This is a genomic window from Fundidesulfovibrio magnetotacticus, from assembly GCF_013019105.1.
Taxonomy (GTDB): Bacteria; Desulfobacterota; Desulfovibrionia; order Desulfovibrionales; family Desulfovibrionaceae; genus Fundidesulfovibrio; species Fundidesulfovibrio magnetotacticus.
In genome coordinates this window covers 23,973-45,608 of the sequence record NZ_BLTE01000003.1, presented here as the reverse complement: position 1 = coordinate 45,608, position 21,636 = coordinate 23,973, and the positions used below count along the sequence as shown (strand labels likewise).

Genomic DNA, 21,636 nt, shown 5'->3' with positions numbered 1-21,636 from the left:
CTTCACCGGATACGACTGCGTTGCCGGTCCCGGTGCTGTTCGCGGGGAGATCAGGTGGATCGTCTTCAAATCGGTCCGCCTGGTCTCCCCGCGAACAGCACCGGGACCGGCTGGCAAGACCCTTGCGGCTGCGCCGCCTGTAGCGCGGGAATTCGCGCAAAGCCGCGAATCCCCGCTTGTACGTTGTCCTCGTTCCGGATGCGCACTCAGGAGTGATCCATGCTGCAAAGCGTCTTCGGCCTCGTCGTCCTGGTCTTCATCGCCTGGCTCCTGAGTCGCGACCGCTCCCGCATGCCGTGGCGCATGCTTCTGGGCGGCGTGGCGCTGCAGTTCGCCATCGCGGGGCTGATGCTCAAGGTTTCGGCGTTCAAGGGCCTGTTCATGGCGCTCAACCGCGTGGTGCTGGCCATGGAGGACGCCACGCGCGAGGGCACGACGTTCGTGTTCGGGTATCTGGGCGGCGGCGCGGTGCCGTTTTCGGAGTTGAAGCCGGGAGGAAGCTTCATCCTGGCGTTCCAGGCCCTGCCGCTGGTGATCGTGATCGCGGCGCTGGCGGGGCTCTTGTACCACTGGGGCATCCTGCCGCGCGTGGTGCGGGGTTTTTCCTGGGTGCTGGGCAAGACCATGGGCATCGGCGGCGCGTTGGGCGTGGGCGCGGCGGGCACGATCTTCCTGGGGATGATCGAGGCTCCGCTCTTGATCCGCCCGTACCTGACGCGGCTTACCGAGAGCGAACTCTTCGCGCTGATGGCCACGGGGCTTTCGTGCATCGCGGGCACCATGCTCATGCTCTACGCCGGGGTGCTGGGAAGCGTGATCCCGGATTCGCTGGGGCACATCCTCACGGCCTCGGTGATCCACGCCCCGGCGGCGCTGGCGGTGGCGGCGGTGATGCTGCCCGAGCGCGAGAAGCCCACCCTGGGCCGGGAGATGCCCCGCTCCCAGGCGGCGGGAGCCATGGACGCGGTGGCCAAGGGCGCGTGGGACGGCATGCAGCTGTATCTGAACATCCTGGCCATGCTCATCGCCATGATCGCGCTGGTGAAGCTGGTGAACATTCTGATGGGTTTCTGCCCGGACGTGCTGGGCGCGCCGCTCACCCTGGAGCGGATGCTGGGCTGGGTGATGGCCCCGGCGGCCTGGCTGCTGGGGATTCCCTGGGCCGAGGCGCACACGGCGGGGAGCCTGCTGGGCGTGAAGGTGGTGCTGAACGAGTTCATCGCCTTTTTCCAGATGGCGAACCTGCCCCGGGAGGCCCTGTCGGAGCGCACGCGGCTGATTCTGGCGTACGCCATGTGCAGCTTCGCCAACCTGGGCAGCGTGGGCATCATCATCGGCGGGATGGGTTCGCTCATGCCGGAGCGCCGGGCGCAGGTGGCGTCGTTGTGCATGCGGGCGCTGGCGGCTGGCGTGATCGCCTCGCTCATGACGGGCGCGGTGGTGGGGGTGCTCTTCTCCTAGGCCGCCAAGGGAGCGACTTGGCGATGGTGTTCGCCGTCCGAACGTGGTAGAGGTCACCAATGCTCATGGGCATCGACGTGGGGGGCACGCACACGGACGCCGTGCTGGTGTGCAGGAAGGGCTTGCTGGCCTGGGCCAAGGCCAAGACCCATCACGGCGATTTGATGCGCTCCATCCGCGAGGTGCTCACGGCCATCGCGGCCAAGGCCGGGGCCAAGGCCATCTCGCGGCTCAATCTTTCCACCACGTTATCCACCAACGCCATCGTGGAGGGGCTCACGGAGCCCGTGGGCGTGTTCGTGTCCGCGGGGCCCGGCATCGACGCCCGGGCCTACGCCGTGGGCGAGCACTACGCCGTGATCCCCGGCTGCACCGACCACCGGGGCCGCGTCACCCGCCCCCTGGACGAGGCCCGGGCCCGGGAGCACGCGGCGCGCTGCAAGGCCGCCCACGTGAGCGTCTACGCCTGCGTGAGCAAGTTCTCCCCCCGCAATCCCGAATTCGAGGAATCGCTGCGCGCGGTGGTGCACCCCCAGGCCGACTTCGTGAGCTGCGGCCACGAGTTTTCCGGCCAGCTGGGCTTTCCCCGGCGCATCCACACGGCGGCCTGCAACGCCTCGGTGTGGCGCGTGTTCAACCGCTTCGCGGACGCGGTGCAGCGCGCGGCGCTCGATTTCGGGCTCATGGGCCAGGTGAACATCCTCAAGGCCGACGGGGGCACCATGCCGCTTTCGGTGTCGCGCTCGTTCCCGGTGGAGTCCATCCTTTCGGGTCCGGCGGCATCGGTGATGGGCATCATCGCCGTGTGCGACATCGCGGAAGACTCGGTGATCCTGGACATCGGCGGCACCACCACGGACATCGCGCTCTTCGCCGAGGGCGCGCCGCTCATCGAGCCCGACGGCGCGGTGATCTCGGGGCGTCCCACGCTGGTGCGCGCGCTCAAGACGCGCTCCATCGGCGTGGGCGGCGATTCGGCGCTCTCGGTGCTGGAAGGCCAGGTGCGCGTCGGGCCGCGCAGGCTTGGCCCGTCCATGGCCGAGGGGGGGGAGCGGCCCACGCTCACGGACGCGCTCAACGTGCTGGGCAGGGCGGAACTGGGCGACGTGTCGGCCTCTCGCCGGGGCGTGAACGAGCTGGCCCGGGCCAACGGCATGGACGGGGAGACCCTGGCCCAGGACGCGGCCCTGGCGGCGGTGACGAGCATCCGCGCGGCCGTGATCGAACTGACGCGCGCCGTGAACGACCGCCCCGTGTACACCATCTACGAACTTCTGGAGGGCAAGCGGGTCGCCCCGTCGCGGGTGTACGTGATGGGCGGCCCGGCCAAGGCCCTGGAGGGGCTTTTGTCCGAGGTGTTCCCGGAGGAGGTGGTGGTGCCCGAGGGCTACGCGGTGGCCAACGCCATCGGCGCGGCGCTCTCGCGGCCCACGCTCTCGGCGGAACTCTTCGCGGACACCCAGCGCGGGCGCATGCTCATCCCCGGCCTGGACGTGGAGCAGGACGTTCCCCGCACCTATTCGCTGGACGAGGCCCAGGCCGACGCGGCCCAGCGCCTGGGCGACTACCTCAACCAGCTGGGCGTGGCCGACCCCGAGGCCCTGGTGGAAACCCTGGAGGCCCAGAGCTTCAACATGGTGGAGGACGGCGAGCTGGTGGGCCGCTCCATCCGCGTGAAGTGCCAGGTGAAGCCCGGCGTGCTGCCCGGCTACCGCGAGGCCGTGAGGCAACCATGCTGAAAGCCGCCGACACCCTGGGCGTGGTCTTCTTTCCGGCCTACGACTGGGCCATCAGCCCCACGCACCCCGAGCGCCAGGAGCGCCTGCTCTACACCCAGGACCAACTGCGCGAGGAAGGCCTCTTCGACATCCCCGGCGTGCGCGAATACAAGCCCGACGTGGCCCTGGCCCACGACGTGGACCTGGCCCACTTCACCTTCCCCGGCGTGGAGGAGGTGCTCACCAGCTCCCATCTGGTGAGCGCGGGCGGGGCCATGCGCGCCGCCAGGCTGGTGATGGAGCGCGAGGCGCGACGGGCCTTCGCCCTGGTGCGCCCCCCGGGCCACCACGCCATGAAGGTGGTGCACGGCACGCGCGGCTTCTGCACCGTGAACGTGGAAGCCGTGATGGTGGAAACCCTGCGCGAACGCTACGGCGTGCGCCGCATCGCCATCGTGGACACGGACTGCCACCACGGCGACGGCACCCAGGACGTCTACTGGCACGACCCGGACGTGCTCTTCATCTCCCTGCACCAGGACGGGCGCACCATCTATCCCGGGTCCGGCTTTCCCTACGAGCTGGGCGGCCCCACGGCCATGGGGAGCACCTGCAACATCCCGCTGCTGCCCGGCACCGGCGACCAGGGCATCCTGCACATGCTCGACCATGTGGTGCTGCCGCTCATCGAGCGCTTCAGGCCCGAGATCGTCATCAACTCCGCCGGGCAGGACAATCACTTCTCCGACCCCATCACCAACATGAACTTCACGGCCCAGGGCTACGCGGAGCTCACGCGCAGGCTGGGCGCGGACATCGCGGTGCTGGAGGGCGGCTACTCCATCCAGGGCGCGCTGCCCTACGTGAACCTGGGCATCTGCCTGGCCATGGCCGGCATCGACGCCTCGGGCGTGGTGGAGCCCCAGTACGACCCCGAGCGCGTGAAGCAGGAACAGCGCATCACCGACTACACCCTCTCCCTCTCCGACCAGCTCATGAGCTATTTCCTGGACCCGCCCGCCATGCCCAAACACGGCAAGGCCGAGGGCGAATGGTTCGTGCGCGAGAAGGAGGTCCACTACGACACCGACGCAATCTTCGAGCGCCAGCGCGAGAAGGTGCTCCTGTGCCCGGACTGTTCCGGTGTGGTGTCCATCGAGAGCCGTGCCGACTCCGGCCCCCTGTGCCTGGGCGTGCAGATCCCCCCGGGGGCCTGCGACGCCTGCCGCGAGCGCGGCCACGAGGAGTTCGAGACCGGCCAGCGCTCCCGCAACTACCGCCGGGCCATGCTGGTGGACCGCCCCGGCCGGGCCGTGAAGCGCGTGCTGATCTAGCGCCGCTGCTGCACCAAACCGGACGGGAAGCCTTCGACCGGCACTGACATCCAGCCCGTTCCTGAGCCTTTCTCTGGACCTGGCGGCTCGGCCTGATCTACACTTGGCAGAGCATGGTCCCCGATTATTCTCCGGACGGCGCCCCTCCGGGGTTGGCTCCCTTCCGCGTCCCGCCACAAGCGGGCGCGCACGGGCCGTTTTACAAAGTTTCCTATGCATGGCGCTGGTTCGCGCTTCTCCTGGGCCTCACGGCCTTCGCGACGCTGATCGTCCATAATCTCTACAAGGACCACAGGAACCTCCTGGCCACGGAAAAAGACCGCCTGAAAAACCAGGCGCAAGTCGTGAAACAGGTCGTGGCGACGGAACTGGTCGCCCTGCATTCGGTCCTCTACGAATTGCGGTCGGAATGGGCCTCCGGCAGGCTCCGGGAGGACGCCGACAGCCGCTTCAAGATCCTCGTGGGCGCGCTTCCCGGCGTGCGCGACATCCTCCTGTTCGACGCCGGGGGGATGGTCCAGGCCGTCAACGACCCGAAACTCCTGGGCCAGAACTTCGGCGGCCGCGACTACTTCCGACGCACCGCGCTGGACCCCTCACCGGAGACGCTCCACGTCTCCCGGCCCTACCGGTCCACCCAGGGGGACTGGGTGATTACCGTGTCGCTGCGCATCGACGACGCCCAGGGGCGCTTCATCGGGGTGATCGCCGCCACCCTGGACCCGGCCTATTTCTCCCCCCTGCTGGATTCGATGCTCCACGCCCCGGACATGTGGGCCATGCTGGTGCACGGCCAGGGGACGGTGTTCCTCACAGCGCCTCATCTGCCCGAAACGGACGGTCGCGGCCTGGAACGCCCCGACACGCTGTTCTCGCGACATTTGGCAAGCGGGGGCCGTAAAAGCGTGTTCCTGGACATCATGCTTGCCACAGGCAAGCGGGAACTTGTGGCCTTCCAGACCATCTCGCCCCCGGCCCTGAATCTGAGCCATCCGCTGGTGGTGGCCGTCGCGCGCGACCCCGAGGTCATCCTGGCGGGATGGCGCACTTCCGTGATCCGCTACGGAGGGGCTTTCGGGCTGCTCGCCCTGGCATCCAGCATGGGCCTCGCCCTGTACCAGCGCAGCCGCCGCCAGTACGACCGCTTGCGGGAAAGCGCGGCACAGGCCCTGGTGCAAAGCGAACACTTCCTGCGCACCCTCACCGATAACATCCCCGGCATGGTGGGCTACTGGGACAACGGCCTGCGCTGCCGATACGCGAATCCCGCCTATCGGAACTGGTTCGGCCGTTCTCCCGAGCAGATGCTTGGCATTCATATCCGGGAGCTTCTGGGCGGAAAACTCTACAGTAAAAACGAGCGATACATCCTCGCGGCGCTGCGAGGCGAACCACAGCAGTTTGAGCGCACACTCGTGCGTTCCGACGGGAGCGTTGGACACACGCTCGTGCATTACATCCCGGATGAGGATGCAGGCCGTGTGCGAGGGTTCTACGTGTTGGTTTTCGACGTATCGGAGCTCAAAGTGGCGCAGCACCAGTTGGAGGAACTGGTGAAACGTTTGGAGGTGCTGGCGACCACCGACTCGCTCACGGGCATGGCCAACCGCAGGCGTCTTTTGGAGCGCTGCGCCGAGGAGCACGCGCGCGCGGCGCGCTACGCCCAGCCCCTGTCCTTCCTCATGATGGACATCGACCATTTCAAGCACATCAACGACTCGTTGGGCCACGACGTGGGCGACGAGGTGCTCAAGGCCGTGGCCCAGTCCTGCGCCGAGGCCCTGCGCGCCACTGATGTCCTGGGACGCCTGGGCGGCGAGGAGTTCGGGGTGCTGCTGCCCCAGACCGCCACCGGGGACGCTCGCGCCGTGGCCGAACGGCTGCGCCGCTTCGTGGAGAGCCTGGTGGCCACCACCCGGGCCGGCACGGTGCGCGTAACGGTCTCCGTTGGGTTCTCCACCTGGCGGGAGACGGACCATTCGGCCGAGGACATGATGCGCCGCGCCGACGCCGGGCTCTACGAGGCCAAGCGCGCCGGGCGCAACTGCGTGCGCGAGGGCTGAGCCCGCTGCATCGGCCCCGGCAACGCGGCGCTCATGCAGCGCAGGCAGGGATCGTCGTTCCGATCGCGCAAAACAAATCGCTGGAACAATTGACTCTTCATGCCGGAAGTCACGCCTTGGTTTCCAGCTTCGCGTCCCTGACGCTACAGCTCAAGACCCGGGCAACGCTCGCCGCGGGGCTCCCAGAGGCGGCAGGAGAAGTCGCGGCCCACGGCCGGATAGTTGCGGCCGCGTTCGGAGAAGGGCCAGGCCATGCGCACGTTGAGGCAGCGCCCCATGGCCGCGCGCATGTCCATGAAGAAGAAGAAACGGCAGCGGCAGCAGCGCTCCCCGGCGCGGCCGTCCGCTTCCCGGGCGCTTGCCGCCGCCACGCGCTACTGCCCCAGCTCGCGCAGAGCGTCCGCCACGGACTTGCCGTCGGGCATGCGCGCCTGCGGGTTGATGGCCAGGAGCTCCTTCCAGGCCTTGGCCGCTCCGTCCTTGTCCTTCTTGTCGAAGAGCAGCACGATGCCGGTGTTGAGCCGGGCCAGCTGGTGCTTGGGGTCCATCTCCAGGGCCTGGCGGAAGGAGGCCAGGGCGTCGTCGATCTGGCGCATCTCGCGCTGCATCACGCCCATGTCGGTCCAGACGTCGGGCTGGCCGGGCTTGAGCGCAAGGGACTTCTGATAGGCCCCCACGGCGCGCTCCGCGAAGCCCACGTCGAAGTAGACGTTGCCCAGTTCCGCCCACACGGCGGCGTCGTTGGGGTTCTTGGCGGCCTTCTCCTCCAGGGCGCGGGCCTGGGCCATCACGGGGGAGGCCATGGGGTTGCCCTGCTGGCCCTGCTGGGCCGGGGCCTCGGCGGCGGGCCTGGGGGGCATGCCCGCCGGGGGCGCGGCCTGCTGGGCGAACATGGACACCGCGCCCTGCCAGCCCATGAACACCCCGGCCAGGAACAGGGCCACGCACAACACGGTCGCCGTCTGCTTGCGCACCATGGCCGGCGAGGCCTGGACGCTCTTGTTCGTCTTCTTCACAGTCGCTCCGGAAACGGCGGCCTACTGGGCCTCGGGGGTCATGCCCTTGCCGTATTTGGGGTTGAGGGCCGCCTTGGACAGGAAATAGTCCACCTTGATCTTGCGGTTCTTGGCGATGCGGTCCCAGTAGTAGCCTGGGGGGTCCTTCCAGACCAGGCGGTCCTTGGTTCCGTCCTGGAGCACGGCCTCCACGGCCGGGGCGGGGCAGTCCACGCCGCCGTCGGGGCGCAGGGAGCACACGGCCACGAAGGCCAGGGACTTGAAGGTGTCGCGCAGGTCCTTGGAGCGCAGCCTGGAGACGTACTGGCTGTCCAGTTCGGTGATGCTCGTCAGGTCGATTTCGCCCCGGAACTCGGCCTTTCCCGGCTCCAGCACCTTCCAGGAGCGTGCGGAGAAGAAGGGATAGCTCTCCAGGACCTTGCCCAGCCCGGGAATGGCCGGAGACTTGAGGGCGGCCTCCTGGAAGCGGGCGGCGTCGCCCTGGCTTTCGGTCTGCGCCTGGGGCTGCGGGGCGCGGGGGCCGGCGTCGAGGCCTTTCACCTCCAGGCGTCCCAGGGGCAGGGCGAAGACGGGGTTCTGGTCGTTGAAGATGAGCAGATGCCCGGCGATCTCCACGGTGAGCTTGCGCTCCAGGGCCTGTTCAAGGGCGGCCCGTGTGGCCGGGGGGAAGAACTCGCGGTCGCCTATGACCACGAGTTTGTTGTTTTCCAGCTGCAGTTGATAGACCGTGACCGGTCCGTCCTGGGCGATGCCGATCTTGCCCGTGCGGGTGACCTGCATCTCCTTGACCAGCCTGGCCTGGACCGGCCCCGCCGCCAGGAGGGCGGCCAGCACCGTCAGGATGATTCTACGCGCCATGGAGCGACTCCCTTGGCCCTGCCGCGCGGCGCGCGCACCGGGGATGCGCCGTGCTCAGGCCCCTGCAAGAGGCTTTGGATGTGTTCGCCTTCGCGTCGCGCGGGCGGCGGCGACGCGTTGCGCCGCGCTTCCCGCATCCGCGAGCCGTGGTCGAGCCGTCGCGCCCTCGTCGGGCGGCCGCCGGGATTCGGGCCGCTCTGGGGCAGGCGATGCGTCGCCTGCCCGGACAAGAAGGCGCGATGGCGGGTTCTCCGTACGATCCGGGCCTCCCTCGCCGGGGGACGCCGGGCTACAGGGTGCTGGCCGCCACCGGCACGGCGGCGGGCACGGGCGGCCCCAACACCAGCCGGGACTGCAGGGCCAGGAGGGCGCGTCCGGCCAGCGCCTGCGCGCCGGCCTGGGTCATGTGCACGCCGTCGCGGGCGCGCAGGGTGGCCCCGCCCTCCACGTCGTCCTTGGAGAAGACGAAGCTGCCGTCCGGTGCCGAAAAGAGCTGCCAAGTGTCCACGTAGTGGCAGTCCGGCAGGGAGGTCAGGGTTTTGCGCACCAGGGCGTTGATGTGGCGCAGGTCGCCCGAGAGCGCGCCGTCGGCCATGACGGGCGCGCCCATCCAGAAGATGACGGCCTGCGGGTTGTGCCGCCGGGCGATCTCCACCAGACGCCGCACGCGGGCGGCGTAGTCCTTGTCCCACTGGGGCGTTCCGTAGGTGATCTGGGACCCGTCGGGCTGTCGCAGGTGCTTGTTGTCGTTGGCGCCGATCATGATGGCCACCGCGTCTGGCCGGTAGCGGCGGGCCACGTCTTCCATGTGGCGGTCCCAGTCGAAGAAGTCGGGCCGGGCCAGCCCGGAGGAGACCTTGCCCAGGCGGACGAAGGCCAGCCCGGGCTTTTCCGCGAGGCTTTTCTCCAGCTCGGAGGCCAGGCTGATGGAGAGCGAATCGCCCACCACGGCCAGACACTGGACGTGGCGCAGGGGCGCGCGGGGCGCGAAGAGGTCCTTGGGGGAGAGGTTGGGCCGCTCCAGCAGGGCGAACGCCTGGGACTTGCGGCCGGCCTTGGCGAGGGCGGAGCCTTCGCCGCCGATCCCCGCGCAGCCGCTCACGAAGAGGAGGGCCAGTGCGAGGAGGATTCTGCGGGTCGTGGTCGATGAACGCATAACTGCTCCGTTTGGCCCCAGAACGGGGTCGCCGTCAAGGGGCGGGAGCGCTCAGCGGACCTGCACGCCTTCCTGTCCGGGGGCCTGGGCCACCTCTTTCTGCCCCTTGGGCTTGAGGTCCACGTCCTCGCCGGCCTCTTTGAGGAAGGCCCGCACGATGATGTCGCCACCGGCCGGGGCGAAGTGAATCTTGTCGCCCTCGCGCACGCGCACGCGCTGGCCGGCCGCGTCGCGCAGGTGCTGGGCGTATTCGCCCTCGGGCCCGGCCAGGAGTGTCCAGGTGTCCAGGTAGTGGCCGTGGGCCGAGGCCTGGCATGCCGCGCGCAGGATGGCGTTGAGGGCGCGGCTCTTGGCCGAGAGGTCCGGGTCGCCCATGACGGGCATGCCGATCCAGTAGTGGCGCACGCCGCGCTCGTCGAGCAGGGCCAGCATCCGGGCCAGCCGCGCCTCGTAGACCTGGCGGCGCTTGTCGCCCACGGCCGTGGGCTCGGGGGCGTCGGCCTCCAAGGAGAGGTACTTGGCGTCGTTGGCCCCCATCATGAAGACCACGAGCTTGGGGTCGTACTCGGCCAGGAACTGGCGGGTGGCTTGTTCCCAGTTGTAGTATTGGGGGTTCTGCAGGCCGCTGGCCACCTTGCCTTTGGCTATCATGGTCAGGCCGTCGAAGCCTTTGAGCACGCGCTCCATGCTCACGGACAGGGCGATGGCCAGGGAGTCCCCGGCCACCAGCACGTTGAAGGGCGGCACGAGCTTGGGCTGGGCCGGACGCTGCGCCTCGGCCGGGCGCACCGCCCCGGGCTGGGCGGCCGGAGGGGCGGCCTCGCCGGGGCCGCCGGGCGCGAGTGCCGCCTCCTGGACCGGGGCGGGCTCGGCCTCGGCGGCAGGGGCCTCGGGCGCCGGAGCGGCGGCCCGGGCCGGAGCCGGGAAGAGGCAGTCGTCCGCAGCCAGCAGGGCGCGGTCGCAGCGGTAGGTGTTCTTGTAGGTGCCCTCGAAGAGCCCGGAGGTGGAGCAGTCCAGGGCCAGTCCCAGGCGCTCCAGGCCCAGGACGCGGTGCACGTCCCCGCCCAGGCGCGCGGCGTCGGCCACGGCGGCGGGGGGCGAACCCTCGAAGAGTCCGGAGAGCCAGGGGGCCACCCGGTCGAACTGCGCGAAAAGCCCCACGGCCAGAGCCAGGGCGTATGTGCACACGATGCGTCCACCCTTCATGGGCGTTGATCCTCGTCGGTTGGCGTCAGAAGGAGAAATAAATGAACGGCAGCATGCCGTCGGGCCCCATGCGAACGATCAAGGCCCCCAGGAAGCCCAGGGCGGCGGCCTGCGCGGGCGCGGGCAGCATGGCCAGGGGCCTGGGGCAGGTGCGCAGCCAGTCCAGGCGCAGGGCCTGGTAGGCGATGACGCCCAGCGTCACCACCGCCAGGGTGGCCGTGGGTCCCTGGCCGGAGCCGTCCAGGGCGGCCATGCGCCCCAGCACCCGCGCGGCGGTGTCGAAGTCCGGCGCGGCGAAGAACACCCAGGCCAGGGTGACGAAGGCGAAGGTTCCCGCCCAGCAGGCCGCGTCGGCCAGACGCCGCCCGGCGGGCGTGCCCGGCGTGGGGAGCCTGCCCGAAAAGGCGTGGGTGACCACGAGGCCCCCGCCGTGCAAGAGGCCCCAGGCCAGAAAGTTGAGCCCGGCCCCGTGCCAGAGCCCGCCCAGGCCCATGGTGACCAGCAGGTTCAGGTTGCGCCGCGCCGGGGCGCAGCGGCTGCCGCCCAGGGGGATGTAGAGGTAGTCGCGCAGCCAGGTGGAGAGGCTGATGTGCCAGCCCTGCCAGAACTCGCGGAGGTTGCGCGCCTTGTAGGGCTGGTTGAAGTTGTCGGGCGCGCGCAGGCCCAGGAGCCCGGCCAGGCCCTGGGCCAGGTCGGAGTAGCCGGAGAAGTCGCAGTAGATCTGGGCGCTGTAGGCCAGCACGCCCAGGAGAGCCCCGGGGCTGGAGAAGTGCTCGGGGCCGCTGAAAAGCTGGCGCGTGGCGTGCTCGGAGAGGTAGCTCGAGAGGGCCACCTTCTTGAAGAGCCCCAGCACGATGAGCCAGAAGGCCTGGGAGGCGTCGGTCCAGGCGGGCGCGCCGGAGCGCAACTGGGGGATGAAGTCCCTGGCGCGCAGGATGGGCCCCGAGAGCAGCGTGGGGAAGAAGGCCATGAAGAGAAACACGTCCAGGGCGGAGCGCTGCGCCTCTTCGGGGCGGCGGTAGACGTCCATGACGTAGCCCACGCCCTGGAAGGTGAAGAACGAAATGCCCACGGGCAGCGCCAGGGAGAGTTCCGGCAGAAGGCCCGTCAGTTCCGAGGCCAGGTTCCAGTATTTGAAGACGCACAGCTCGCCCAGCACCAGGGCCAGGTAGCCCGTGAGGATGCCCGTGCGCGCTCTGCCCTGCCAGGGGCCGGCCAGGGCCAGGCCCGCCCACCATGTGAGCAGGCTCACGCCGGCCAGCAGCGCGGCGAAGCCCGCGTGGAAACCGGCGTAGAAGACGTAGGACGCCGCGAGCAGGACGGACCTGAACGCTGCGGGACGGGTCCGGACAGCCCAGGCCAGGGCCAGGACGACCAGGAAGAAGACGGCGAATTCGACGCTAAGGAGCTGCATGGCGGCCGGTGGCGAAAGACATGATGCGATCCTGGCGGACGGGCTTGACGGAGCCCCTTGGCTGTTACACTCTCCGTGCGCCCGGACAACCCGGGCGGGACGCGACACGAACTGCTTCGGCAACGATTCCAGACTGTTGACCGGGCCGCTGGGAGGGTCGACACCGTGGAATCACCGCGTGCGCCCATCATATCCCTCGCCCGGAAAAAGGCAACCGCCACGTGCCCCGGCGCGTGACCCGGAGGTTACACCGTGGAAGAACTTTTGCGAGAACTTCTCGCCGTCAACAAAGAGATCCTTCAGGAAATCAGGTTGATGCGCCAGGGCATCCCGCCGCAAAAAGAAACCGTCAACGTGCGGAAGGAGCCCGCCGACCGGCACGCCGAGCCGCCCCAGACCAGCCGCTTCGAGGACCCCCAAGCCCCGGCCTACGAGGACGCCCAGCGCCCCAAAAGCGCCCCGCCGCGCCTGACTCCCAGCGATCTTGAGGACATCGGCAACTCGCTCCTGGACGGCCTCAAGAAGCGCAACCGCGACAAGTCCAACGCCTTCAGCGAATTCGAGAAGCGCCACAAGAACTGGTAGTTTTTTCGTGGGCGCGGCCTGCGCGCAGTCCAGGCGGGGACGGCGAGACGCCGGGACCGCGGGAACCCCGAACCGTCGTGCGGACGGAGCGGGAGGTCGAGGAACCGCCGGATCGACGGAACGGCGGCGGGGCGGGGCGGGGCGACGCGGCGGGCCGGATCAGTAGGGATGGCGCGCCACCCCGCGCACCATCTCCACGATCTCGGGATCAGGCGTGAAGGGGTTCTCCGCCATGGGCGGGATGGGCATGGTGAGCCGCGCCGCGAAGGGCGTGGCCAGGAACAGCTCGTCCAGGGCGTGGGCCAGGAGCACTTCCAGGGAGAGCACGTCGGCGGCGTTGTAGGCCAAAAGCGTCTCCAGCACCCTCGGGTCGCCCGTGCGCTCCCACAGCCGCCACAGGAGCACGGCGCTCCAGCCGTCCACGCCGTCGAGCTCGCGCCGCGAAATGCCATAGCGTTTCTCGCAGGCTTTGAGCCCACCGGCCTGCCCCAGCCCGCGCAGCACGAAGCGCAGGTCCACGTGGGCGCGCGGGCAGCGCACGCCCAGCACCCGCTCCAGCACCGGCACGTCGAAGCACTTGCCGTTGAAGGTCACCAGCACCTTCACCCGGGCCAGATCTCGCTCCAGGGCGTCCATGTCGCGGCCGTGCACGTAGCTGGTCAGGCGGCCCTGATGCAGCAGGGCGACGGCCGTGACCACGGGGTCTCGCTCGCCGTCGGTTTCGATGTCCAGGTAGCCCGCGTGGGGCAGGAAATGGGGGAAAAGCCGCCAGGAATTGGCGGTGCGCAGGCGCGCGGCGAACCAGTCGGCGTCCTGGGCCTCCAGGGCCTCCCGGGAGCGGCGCACCCCCTCGCGCAGGAGCTCAGCCTTGCCCGGGCTCACCGGGAGTTCGCCTCCCGAAAGCACGTCGTCCCAGGAGCGGACGCCCGCGTTCCAGAGCCCGGCCTCGCTCTTGGGGCCGACGCCGGGCAGGTGGCAGAAGGTGCGGCCCAGCATCGGCCAGGAACCCGGGGGCTAGGCCTTGGTCTTCTCGGACTGGTTCACGGTGGAGGCGGTCTGTCCCTGCTGGGACTCGATCTTCTCGGGGGTGATGTCCTTGTCGTTCATGGCGCTCTTGAATTCCTTGATGCTCTTGCCCAGGTCGCGCCCGAGGTTGCCCAGGCGGCCCGGCCCGAAGAGCAGCAGAACGATTGCCAAAACCACGATCCAATGCCAAATCGAGAACGCGCCCATGTGCATCTCCTCGCGCCGAAGCGCCCTTGGTTTGCCGTGCGGGGAACCTAAGCTCCCCCCCGGCCTTTGGCAACCCCAAAACGTCACGGAGCCGAGCCCCCATGTGCGGACGTTTCGCCCTGGGCATCCCCCGCCGCCTCGTGCGCGAGCGTTTCCAGCTCCCGGAGCTGCCCGATGCCCCGGAGCGCTTCAACATCGCGCCGGGCCAGCTGGTGGAGGCCGTCACCGCCTCCCCTGCCGGGCGCGCCGCCGGGCTTTACCGCTGGGGGCTGGTGCCCTTCTGGGCCAGGGACGCTTCCATGGCCAGCAAGCTCATCAACGCCCGCGCCGAAACCGCCGCCCAAAAACCCGCCTTCCGCGCCGCCCTGCGCCACCGCCGCTGCCTGGTCCCGGCCCAGGGATTCTACGAATGGAGCGGCCCCCCCGGGCGCAGGCAGCCATGGTTCTTCACCCGCCGGGACGGCCAGCCCCTGGCCCTGGCCGGGCTCTGGGAACACTGCGAGCTGCCCGGCGGCGAGCACCTGCTCACCCTGGCCCTGCTCACCTGCGAGGCCAACGCCCTGGTCGCCCCCGCGCACCACCGCATGCCCGTGCTCCTAGAGCCCGCCGACGACGACGCCTGGCTGGACCCCGCCCTCCAGGACCCGCGCGGCCTGGCCGAGATCCTGGCCCCGCGCGACTGGCCCGGCGTGATCCGCCGACGCGTGAGCCCCCGCGTGAACGCCGCCGCCTCCGAAGGGCCGGACCTCGTGGAGCCCTGGGAGCCGGAGGGCTCGCTCCTTGACCCCTGAGCCCCCTCGCGACCGCGCGCGCTTCTGGACCGACCCGGACCTGGACGGCCTGGAGTGTCTCCACGCCACCTACGTGGAGCACCGCTTCGCCACCCACGCCCACGAGGAGTTCGTGATCGGGGTGATCCAGTCCGGGGCCCAGGGCGTGCGCTACCGGGGCGGCAACCTGGTGATGCCCGAGCGCACCACCTGCGTCATGAACCCCCAGGAGCCGCACACCGGCCACGCCGCCATGGAGCAGGGCTGGAGCTACCGCGTGGTCTACCCGCACCCCCGCGTGCTGGCCGCCGTGGCCTCCGACCTGGCCGGACGCCTCGTGGACGCCCCCTTCTTCCCCGATCTGGTGCACCACGACCCCGTGGTCACCCGCCGCCTGCTGGCACTGCACGCCGCCCTGGACTCCGGCTGCTCCACTCCCCTCGCCCGTCAGGGCCTGCTCGCCTCGGCGCTGGCCGCGCTCATCACCCGCCACGGCGCGCCGCGCGCCGCCGTGCGGCGCTTCGCTCCCCACCGCCACGGCGTGGACCGCGCGCGCCAACTGCTCCACGCCTGCCCCGAACGGGCCGTGAGCCTGGAGGAGCTGGCCGCCGTGGCGGGGCTCAGCCCCTGGCACTTCGCGCGCTCCTTCACGGCCCAGGTGGGCATGCCTCCCCACGTCTACCAGCTTGGCCGACGCATCGGGCTGGCCAAGCGCCTCCTGGCCGCCGGGGAGCCCATCGCCCAGGTGGCAGCCGTCGCGGGCTTCGCGGACCAGAGCCATCTGACCAACCGCTTCAAGTCCGTGGTGGGCATCACCCCGGGCGCGTTCCGGCAAAAGAGCAAGAACCTGCAAGACCGCGATCCCCACCCGGAGGCAGAGTCCCCCTGAAACCGATCAGGAGGATTCGTTCATGTCCGCTCCGCTCTCTTTCGCGCGCGTTCCGTATGCCTGGCTGGCCGTGCTGGGCCTGCTCTGGGGGGCCAACTTCCCGCTCATGAAGGCGGCACTGTCCGCGCTGGAGCCCTCCCAGGCCGTCTGGCTGCGCCTGGCCTTCGGCGCGGCGGCGCTGGCCCCCTTCCTGGCCCCGGCCCTTGCCGCCGTGCGCCGGCGGCCAGCCCTGCTGGGGCACTCCTGCGTCATGGCCCTTTCGGCCAACGTGCTCACGTTCCACTGCTTCATGCAGGGCACGCGCCTGCTCGACGCGGGCACGGCCGGCGTGCTCTCGGGCTGCGTGCCCCTGCTCACCGCCCTGCTGGCCGCCCTGGCCCTGCCCCGGGAGCGTTTGCCGCGCGCCGCCCTGGCGGGGCTTTGCGTCTCCTTCCTGGGGCTGGTCTGCGTGCTGGCCCCCTGGAACGGCGCGGCCCGCGGCTCGCTTGCCGGAGCCGGATACATGCTGGCCGGGGCCTGCGGCTACGCCGTGGCCTTCGTGTACGCCCGGCGCTTCCTCGTGCGGCCCGGGGCCTCGGCCCTCTCCCTGGCCGCGCTTCAGATGCTTCTGGCCACGCTCTTCTACGCGCCGCTGGCCCGCTGGGAGGGCATGGCGCGCGTGACGGATTCCTGGGAGCTGCTGGCCTGCGTTGCCGTGGGGCTGGGCGCGGTGGGCTCGGGCGCGGCCTACGTGGTCTACTACGGATTGATAGGGGCCGTGGGCGCGGTGCGGGCCTCGGCCGTCTCCTACCTGCCCCCGGTGGCGGCGCTCTTCATGGGCTGGGCCTTCCTGGGCGAGACGCCAGGACTCGCCCGGCTGGCCGGGGCCGCCCTGGTGCTGGGCGGCATATGGACCCTGCGGAGGAACTAGCGGACGGAATCAGGCAGGCGCCCCCTTCAGGAAGGCCTCCACCACCGGCAGCATGCGCCGTACGATCTCTTCCACCCCGCGCGCGTTGGGGTGCAGGCCGTCGGGGAGGTTGAGCGCGGGGTCGCCCGCCACGCCCTCCAGGAAGAAGGGATAGAACGCGAGCCCCTGCGCCCGGGCCAGGTCCGCGAACACCGCCGCGAACTCGTCGCCGTAGCGCTTCCCCATGCCCAGGAGCGCACGCATGCCCGCCAGCAGCACCGGCACGCCCGCCTTGCGGCACTCCGCCAGGATGCGCTCCAGGTTGGCGCGCACCAGGGCCGGGTCGAACCCGCGCAGGCCGTCGTTGGCCCCCAGCTCCAGGATCAGCGCGTCCGGCCGCGCCGCCAGCGCCGCGCCCACCCGGGCCACGCCGCCCGCCGTGGTGTCGCCCGAGACGCCGAAGTTCACCACCTCCACGTCGAGGCCGCGCGCGCGCAGCTCCCGCTGCAACACCGCCGGGAAAGACTCCGACGGACCCAGCCCGAATCCCGCCGTCAGGCTGTCGCCCAGCGCCACCACGCGCAACGTCCGCGCCTGGACCGCTTCCGCCATGAGCCCCCCCAGGAACACCGCCAACACCAGGGCCATTCGGCCCAAAATCCCGTTCGCCACGTTGCCATCCCCGCGTCGCCCATGCCATGATGGACTCATGGACAACGACATGATCGTCCTCGAAGACGTGCACATGACCCTACAAAGCCAGGCTGGGCCGGTCAACATCCTGCGCGGCGCGCGCCTGCGCGCCCGCGCGGGCGAACGCCTCGCCGTGGTGGGGCCATCCGGCGCGGGCAAGACCACCCTGCTCATGCTCATGGCCGGGCTCGAACGCGCCACCTCCGGGCTGGTCCAGGTGGCCGGGCAGGACCTCACCCCCCTCGACGAGGACCAGCTCGCCGCCTTCCGCCTGCGCAACGTGGGCATCGTCTTCCAGAGCTTCCACCTGGCCCCCTCCATGACAGCCCTGGAAAACGCCGCACTGCCCCTGGAATTCGCGCGCGACCCCCACGCCGCGGACCGCGCCCGCCAGGCGCTCGACCGCGTGGGGCTCGCGCGCCGCGCCGACCATTACCCCGCACAGCTCTCCGGCGGCGAGCAGCAGCGCGTCGCCCTGGCCCGCGCCCTGGCCGCCGGGCCGCGCCTGATCCTGGCCGACGAACCCACCGGCAACCTCGACCATGCCACGGGGCTCAAAGTGGTCGACATGCTCTTCGACCTCGTGCGCCAGTCCGGCGCGACCCTCGTGCTCGTCACCCACGACCAGGGACTCGCCGCACGCTGCGACCGCGTGGCCCACATGGAGGACGGCGTCATCCAGGACCAGCCGTGACCCCCCACTCCATCGACCCGCCCTCCGCCTCCCGACGCTTCAACCCCACGCGCATCCTGCTCATGGCCGCCGTGGTCCTCTGCACGCTGTGGGCCTTCAACTGGCACTTCGCACGACTGGCAGACCGACTCGCCGCCCAGGAAGCCATCTCCGACACCACCAACACCCTCCCCCCCGAACGCCTCGCCACACTGCGCGAAGCGGCGCGCGCCATCCAACAGGCATACGGCATCGAACTGCGCATCCAGGTCCGACCCGGCCCCCTCTCCCCCCCGCCGCCCGGACCCGCCTCCCTCTTCATCGGGTTGGACACCACCGGCAAGACCGCCGCCGTCCAACTCCCCCCCCTGCTCGCCAAAGCCCTGCCGCCGGAACTTGCCCGGAGCCTCCAAACCGATTACTTCGCCCCCTACCTGGACGACGGCTCCTGGCCCGAAGGCCTCTACGCCGCAGTCCTGGCCATCATGGAGGCTCTGAGTGACCAACACTGACGACACCGTTCTCATCCACACCGACGGCGCATGCCTCGGCAACCCCGGACCCGGCGGCTACGGCGCCATCCTCAGCATGGGCGGCAACGAACGCGAAATCGCCGCGGGCTACGCCCTCACCACCAACAACCGCATGGAAATCCTGGCCGTCATCGCCGCCCTGGAAACCCTCACACGGCCCTGCCGCGCGCGCGTCGTCACCGACTCCATGTACGTGCGCGACGCCATCGAAAAACGCTGGCTCGCCAACTGGAAACGCAACGGCTGGAAAACCGCCGCCAAAACCGACGTGAAAAACCGCGACCTCTGGATGCGCCTCGACGCCCTGCTCGCGCAACACAAAGTCACCCTTGAATGGGTGCGCGGCCATACCGGGCACCCCCTCAACGAACGCTGCGACGCCCTCGCCCGCAAAGCCGCCCAACAACGCGGCCTCCCCAAGGACGAAGGCTACAAACCCTGAGCAGTACCCCTCCAGGCCCGACGCTGGCGCGTGGCGCAGCGGAGCCGTGGGGCAGGGCAGGCGCGGGAGAAGCCTCCGGCGGCCAGGGCTCCGCCCTGGACCCCGGCGATTGCTTCGCGGGCTTCACCGGGAAGGACTGTGTTGCCGGAGCCGGGCCTCTTCGCGGGGAGAGCCTGCGGATCGTCTTCAAATCGGTCCGCAGGCTCTCCCCGTGAAGAGGCCCGGCTCCGGCTGGCAAGACCCTTGCGGCTGCGCCGCCTGTCGCGCGGGAATTCGCGCAAAGCCGCGAATCCCCGCGCGGGGGGCCGTGGCGCTTCGCGCCAAGGTTTCGAGCAAGCTCCCTTTCTTGGGTTTTAAATGATAATTCCTTGTTCATTGTCGCTTGCGACGATGGCAGTCCGCCGGGATAAGCGCTGCTTTGAGCGCGTTCCCGGCGGGTGTCTGCTGCTGTCCGGGCGTCCGGGGGCTGCCCGCCCCTATCACACCGGCCTACCCGGTGAAGCCCGCGAAGCAATAAGGGATTCCAAAGGGCGTAGCCCTTTGGCCGCCGGAGGCTATTCCTCCGACCGACCGCACCGGCCGCCAACCTGAAGCAGTTCTCGTGGCCGGGAGTTGCATGCTGCCGTTCGCCACAAAGAAGGGACGCCCCGTTGCCGGGGCGTCCCTGGCGACCCTTGCGCGCGCGGAACCGGGAGAGGGCGGCGCGCCTGGGGGATCGTTCGGAGGGGGTGCGATCAGGCTGTCGAGGAGGAGTAGCCCGTGGTGGAGGTAAGATAGCTGAAGAGGCTGTCGTTGCTGGTGCTGGTCGAGTAGCTGCCGGCGAGGATGCTTTGCAGCAGCGAGTAAAGCTGTTCGTTCTGTCTTGTGGAGTCCGAGGATAAGGAGCCGGACTGGCTGGAGGCCATGTCCTGGGCGGGCGGAGGCGGAGGCGGCGGCGGTCCTTGCGGCGCGAGGCTGTCGGTATCGCCGGTGGAGGCGGCCGTTTCGAAGTTGGCGGCCATGCCGGAGAGCATGTGCGCCGCGCCGGGATTGGTGGCGGATTCGGCCTGTTCGGTCAAGGAGGAGGCGATTTGCGCGGTGACTTCCTTGAAGGTGTCGGGGTCGCTCTCCTGGAGCGATTCGAGCTGTTCCATGAGCATGGCGAAGGTGTCCTGGCCGGAGGAGGCGGTGGACTCGGTGCTGATGCCCGCGTTGGAGAGGGCCGAAGAGATGGCGCTGGAGATGGCGCTCATGGAGCTGTCGTCGCTTTGTGGCGGCGGGGGCGGCGGCCCCTGGGGCTTGAGGCTTTCCATGCTGCCGGTGGAGGCGGCCTCGGCGAACTGGGCGGACATGGAAGAGTACATCCTGCTCTGTTCGATGGTGGAGGCGCTTTCGGCCTTGGCGGAGTATTCCTCGGAGATCTGCTGGGCCAGTTCCTTGAAGGCGTCCTGGTCCGTGGTGGAGAGCTTGAAGAGTTGGTTCATCATCTGTCCCATCTGGGAGAGGGATGATGAATCCTTTGAGGATTTGGTGCTGCTGCCGTCCTGGGCCAGATCGGCGGTCAGGGTGTCGTAGATGTCCTGGACACCGTAGACTTGGTACGAAGAGCTGGAGCTGTTGATGCCTGCGATGCTCATGGCGCCTCCCGGAGTGCGGCGGGCCGGACGTTTCTGCCGTCCGGGCATGGGTTGCTTGTCGCAGGCGGGAGAGCAAGTCCGGTACCGGGCTGCCCACCAATTAAGCCTTTTTATTCTGCATATTTAAGCTGTGTAACCTTTCCTCAAGACGCACTTTCGGAAGACGACGCCGACCAGAAACATAAAACATATCCTGTAATAACACACATTTACTACTTCAAAGAGGCGTGCAGGAATTGCCCGCGTGGTTGAAGTGCCTCGCAGCCCCCATTACGTTTTTTTCATGTTGTAACCTTTTCGATTTGTTGGATATTCATGCATTCCCCACTCCCTTTCGGGATGGCTAAACGCCCGAAATGGCGGCACAAGCGAACGGGTAGGATTCCTAACTGTTTTCGTCTGGAATGATAAGGGGTTGTGAGATTATTTTGTGGTGTTTTCGGGGTCTAAACCGGGCGTTGCTCCGGCCGATCAGGGGGTCAAAACCTGTTTGGAAGGAGGCAAGCCATGTCCATTTCCGCATTGACGTCCAGCCAGTCGTCCACGATCTCGCTGATCACCGGGACCACGCAGACCCAGAGCACGTCGGCAACGGAGCTGATGAGCCAGGGCCAGGGCATCGACGAGGCGAAGATCTCCAAGGGAGGGCAGCAGATGAAGGCCCTTTCGGACCTGGCCGCATCGGACCCCGAGAAGTTCAAGCAAGCGGCGCAGGGCATCTCCGAGGCCCTGGCCAAGAAGGCCTCCGAAGCCACGGACTCCAACGAGGCCAGCGCGCTTCAGGAGATGGCCGACAAGTGGGCGGAGTCGGCCGAGTCGGGCGCCATGCCCGCGTTCGAGCCCCCCGCGCCTCCGTCGGGCAGCGAAGGCGGGGCCATGGGCCAGAGCGCGGCGCTCAAGTACCGGTCGGGCAACGGCTCCAACCCCATGGCCACCATGGACTCGGCCGTGTCCGGCGTGCTGTCGAGCCTGGGCATCTCGGTGGGTTCGTCGAGTTCCAGCTCCGGCGGAGCGTCGTTCACCACATCGGTTTCGTCCACGTCGTCCACGTCGGCCTAGCCAACGCCTGGCTATTTCCCTCGTGGCG

Annotated in this window: 22 protein-coding genes; 12 read left to right on the top strand and 10 right to left on the bottom strand. The window is 69.3% G+C overall.

Features of this window, described 5'->3' with window-relative positions; genetic code table 11:
• Window positions 1-219: 219 nt before the first annotated feature.
• The 4 genes from NNJEOMEG_RS04580 to NNJEOMEG_RS04565 all read left to right on the top strand — a co-directional run bounded on the left by NNJEOMEG_RS04580 (window position 220) and on the right by NNJEOMEG_RS04565 (window position 6,576).
• Entirely contained in the window at window positions 220-1,461 is a 1,242-nt protein-coding gene (locus NNJEOMEG_RS04580; protein ID WP_173081778.1) for a NupC/NupG family nucleoside CNT transporter, read from the top strand.
• A 59-nt stretch (window positions 1,462-1,520) separates the two neighbouring features.
• A complete protein-coding gene (locus tag NNJEOMEG_RS04575) occupies window positions 1,521-3,200 on the top strand; it encodes a hydantoinase/oxoprolinase family protein (protein ID WP_173081776.1) in 1,680 nt (559 codons plus the stop codon).
• Window positions 3,194-4,513 (top strand): histone deacetylase family protein, encoded by a 1,320-nt coding sequence (locus NNJEOMEG_RS04570; protein ID WP_173081774.1) that lies wholly within the window; start codon window positions 3,194-3,196, stop codon window positions 4,511-4,513. Before NNJEOMEG_RS04575 ends, NNJEOMEG_RS04570 begins: the two co-directional genes overlap by 7 nt.
• Before the next feature lie 344 nt (window positions 4,514-4,857).
• On the top strand, window positions 4,858-6,576 hold the full coding sequence (locus NNJEOMEG_RS04565; protein WP_173081772.1) for a diguanylate cyclase: 1,719 nt from the start codon (window positions 4,858-4,860) through the stop codon (window positions 6,574-6,576).
• A gap of 143 nt (window positions 6,577-6,719) precedes the next feature.
• On the opposite strand, the gene NNJEOMEG_RS04560 is transcribed toward NNJEOMEG_RS04565, so the two are convergent.
• From NNJEOMEG_RS04560 to NNJEOMEG_RS04535, 6 genes are all read right to left on the bottom strand, one after another.
• Complete coding sequence (locus NNJEOMEG_RS04560) at window positions 6,720-6,947, bottom strand: hypothetical protein (protein WP_173081770.1); 228 nt, start codon at window positions 6,945-6,947, stop codon at window positions 6,720-6,722.
• Window positions 6,948-6,950: 3 nt separating this feature from the next.
• Window positions 6,951-7,592, bottom strand: coding sequence for a tetratricopeptide repeat protein (locus NNJEOMEG_RS04555; protein ID WP_173081767.1), 642 nt, complete (start codon window positions 7,590-7,592; stop codon window positions 6,951-6,953).
• 21 nt (window positions 7,593-7,613) lie between these two features.
• Window positions 7,614-8,450, bottom strand: a complete 837-nt coding sequence (locus NNJEOMEG_RS04550) for a hypothetical protein (RefSeq protein ID WP_173081765.1) — start codon at window positions 8,448-8,450, stop codon at window positions 7,614-7,616.
• A gap of 289 nt (window positions 8,451-8,739) precedes the next feature.
• Window positions 8,740-9,606, bottom strand: coding sequence for an SGNH/GDSL hydrolase family protein (locus NNJEOMEG_RS04545; RefSeq protein ID WP_173081764.1), 867 nt, complete (start codon window positions 9,604-9,606; stop codon window positions 8,740-8,742).
• A 51-nt stretch (window positions 9,607-9,657) separates the two neighbouring features.
• Window positions 9,658-10,812, bottom strand: coding sequence for a DUF459 domain-containing protein (locus NNJEOMEG_RS04540; protein WP_173081762.1), 1,155 nt, complete (start codon window positions 10,810-10,812; stop codon window positions 9,658-9,660).
• A gap of 25 nt (window positions 10,813-10,837) precedes the next feature.
• Window positions 10,838-12,226 (bottom strand): MBOAT family O-acyltransferase, encoded by a 1,389-nt coding sequence (locus NNJEOMEG_RS04535; protein ID WP_173081760.1) that lies wholly within the window; start codon window positions 12,224-12,226, stop codon window positions 10,838-10,840.
• 252 nt (window positions 12,227-12,478) lie between these two features.
• Here NNJEOMEG_RS04535 and NNJEOMEG_RS04530 point away from each other — a divergent pair, with 252 nt between their 5' ends.
• Entirely contained in the window at window positions 12,479-12,811 is a 333-nt protein-coding gene (locus tag NNJEOMEG_RS04530) for a hypothetical protein (RefSeq protein WP_173081758.1), read from the top strand.
• A gap of 159 nt (window positions 12,812-12,970) precedes the next feature.
• On the opposite strand, the gene NNJEOMEG_RS04525 is transcribed toward NNJEOMEG_RS04530, so the two are convergent.
• The gene (locus tag NNJEOMEG_RS04525) at window positions 12,971-13,807 is read right to left on the bottom strand and encodes a ribonuclease H-like domain-containing protein (protein ID WP_173081756.1); all 837 of its coding nucleotides are present in this window, start codon (window positions 13,805-13,807) and stop codon (window positions 12,971-12,973) included.
• An 18-nt stretch (window positions 13,808-13,825) separates the two neighbouring features.
• A complete protein-coding gene (locus NNJEOMEG_RS04520; RefSeq protein ID WP_173081754.1) occupies window positions 13,826-14,044 on the bottom strand; it encodes a Sec-independent protein translocase subunit TatA in 219 nt (72 codons plus the stop codon).
• A gap of 101 nt (window positions 14,045-14,145) precedes the next feature.
• Here NNJEOMEG_RS04520 and NNJEOMEG_RS04515 point away from each other — a divergent pair, with 101 nt between their 5' ends.
• From NNJEOMEG_RS04515 to NNJEOMEG_RS04505, 3 genes are read left to right on the top strand one after another with little or no spacing between them, the layout of a single operon-like run.
• Window positions 14,146-14,835 (top strand): SOS response-associated peptidase, encoded by a 690-nt coding sequence (locus NNJEOMEG_RS04515; RefSeq protein ID WP_173081752.1) that lies wholly within the window; start codon window positions 14,146-14,148, stop codon window positions 14,833-14,835.
• Window positions 14,825-15,703: a helix-turn-helix transcriptional regulator gene (locus NNJEOMEG_RS04510; protein WP_173081750.1), complete on the top strand. Its 879-nt coding sequence runs from the start codon at window positions 14,825-14,827 to the stop codon at window positions 15,701-15,703. Before NNJEOMEG_RS04515 ends, NNJEOMEG_RS04510 begins: the two co-directional genes overlap by 11 nt.
• A 22-nt stretch (window positions 15,704-15,725) precedes the next feature.
• Window positions 15,726-16,613, top strand: coding sequence for a DMT family transporter (locus NNJEOMEG_RS04505; RefSeq protein ID WP_173081748.1), 888 nt, complete (start codon window positions 15,726-15,728; stop codon window positions 16,611-16,613).
• A gap of 9 nt (window positions 16,614-16,622) precedes the next feature.
• On the opposite strand, the gene NNJEOMEG_RS04500 is transcribed toward NNJEOMEG_RS04505, so the two are convergent.
• Window positions 16,623-17,240 (bottom strand): arylesterase, encoded by a 618-nt coding sequence (locus NNJEOMEG_RS04500; protein ID WP_235956838.1) that lies wholly within the window; start codon window positions 17,238-17,240, stop codon window positions 16,623-16,625.
• A 61-nt stretch (window positions 17,241-17,301) separates the two neighbouring features.
• Between NNJEOMEG_RS04500 and NNJEOMEG_RS04495 the strand changes: the two genes are divergently transcribed.
• From NNJEOMEG_RS04495 to rnhA, 3 genes are read left to right on the top strand one after another with little or no spacing between them, the layout of a single operon-like run.
• Entirely contained in the window at window positions 17,302-17,979 is a 678-nt protein-coding gene (locus NNJEOMEG_RS04495; RefSeq protein WP_235956837.1) for an ABC transporter ATP-binding protein, read from the top strand.
• Window positions 17,976-18,470 carry a TPM domain-containing protein gene (locus NNJEOMEG_RS04490; protein ID WP_173081746.1) on the top strand — a complete coding sequence of 165 codons (495 nt, stop codon included), beginning with the start codon at window positions 17,976-17,978 and terminating at the stop codon, window positions 18,468-18,470. The genes NNJEOMEG_RS04495 and NNJEOMEG_RS04490 overlap by 4 nt, the downstream gene beginning before the upstream one ends.
• On the top strand, window positions 18,457-18,933 hold the full coding sequence (gene rnhA / locus NNJEOMEG_RS04485; RefSeq protein WP_173081744.1) for a ribonuclease HI: 477 nt from the start codon (window positions 18,457-18,459) through the stop codon (window positions 18,931-18,933). Before NNJEOMEG_RS04490 ends, rnhA begins: the two co-directional genes overlap by 14 nt.
• 734 nt (window positions 18,934-19,667) lie before the next feature.
• Here the strand turns inward: rnhA and NNJEOMEG_RS04480 are convergent.
• Window positions 19,668-20,549 (bottom strand): hypothetical protein, encoded by an 882-nt coding sequence (locus NNJEOMEG_RS04480; RefSeq protein ID WP_173081742.1) that lies wholly within the window; start codon window positions 20,547-20,549, stop codon window positions 19,668-19,670.
• Window positions 20,550-21,056: 507 nt separating this feature from the next.
• Here NNJEOMEG_RS04480 and NNJEOMEG_RS04475 point away from each other — a divergent pair.
• Window positions 21,057-21,608 carry a hypothetical protein gene (locus tag NNJEOMEG_RS04475; RefSeq protein ID WP_173081740.1) on the top strand — a complete coding sequence of 184 codons (552 nt, stop codon included), beginning with the start codon at window positions 21,057-21,059 and terminating at the stop codon, window positions 21,606-21,608.
• Window positions 21,609-21,636: the final 28 nt, after the last annotated feature.

Bases quoted from the DNA above. Each gene is read 5' to 3' on its own strand.
- NNJEOMEG_RS04525 (WP_173081756.1), bottom strand. From the start codon at position 13,807: ATGCTGGGCCGCACCTTCTGCCACCTGCCCGGCGTCGGCCCCAAGAGC.
- NNJEOMEG_RS04550 (WP_173081765.1), bottom strand. From the start codon at position 8,450: ATGGCGCGTAGAATCATCCTGACGGTGCTGGCCGCCCTCCTGGCGGCG.
- NNJEOMEG_RS04520 (WP_173081754.1), bottom strand. From the start codon at position 14,044: ATGGGCGCGTTCTCGATTTGGCATTGGATCGTGGTTTTGGCAATCGTT.
- NNJEOMEG_RS04505 (WP_173081748.1), top strand. From the start codon at position 15,726: ATGTCCGCTCCGCTCTCTTTCGCGCGCGTTCCGTATGCCTGGCTGGCC.
- NNJEOMEG_RS04500 (WP_235956838.1), bottom strand. From the start codon at position 17,240: ATGGCCCTGGTGTTGGCGGTGTTCCTGGGGGGGCTCATGGCGGAAGCG.
- NNJEOMEG_RS04475 (WP_173081740.1), top strand. From the start codon at position 21,057: ATGTCCATTTCCGCATTGACGTCCAGCCAGTCGTCCACGATCTCGCTG.
- NNJEOMEG_RS04495 (WP_235956837.1), top strand. From the start codon at position 17,302: ATGGACAACGACATGATCGTCCTCGAAGACGTGCACATGACCCTACAA.
- NNJEOMEG_RS04515 (WP_173081752.1), top strand. From the start codon at position 14,146: ATGTGCGGACGTTTCGCCCTGGGCATCCCCCGCCGCCTCGTGCGCGAG.
- NNJEOMEG_RS04535 (WP_173081760.1), bottom strand. From the start codon at position 12,226: ATGCAGCTCCTTAGCGTCGAATTCGCCGTCTTCTTCCTGGTCGTCCTG.
- NNJEOMEG_RS04540 (WP_173081762.1), bottom strand. From the start codon at position 10,812: ATGAAGGGTGGACGCATCGTGTGCACATACGCCCTGGCTCTGGCCGTG.
- NNJEOMEG_RS04575 (WP_173081776.1), top strand. From the start codon at position 1,521: ATGCTCATGGGCATCGACGTGGGGGGCACGCACACGGACGCCGTGCTG.
- NNJEOMEG_RS04480 (WP_173081742.1), bottom strand. From the start codon at position 20,549: ATGAGCATCGCAGGCATCAACAGCTCCAGCTCTTCGTACCAAGTCTAC.
- NNJEOMEG_RS04570 (WP_173081774.1), top strand. From the start codon at position 3,194: ATGCTGAAAGCCGCCGACACCCTGGGCGTGGTCTTCTTTCCGGCCTAC.
- NNJEOMEG_RS04580 (WP_173081778.1), top strand. From the start codon at position 220: ATGCTGCAAAGCGTCTTCGGCCTCGTCGTCCTGGTCTTCATCGCCTGG.
- NNJEOMEG_RS04545 (WP_173081764.1), bottom strand. From the start codon at position 9,606: ATGCGTTCATCGACCACGACCCGCAGAATCCTCCTCGCACTGGCCCTC.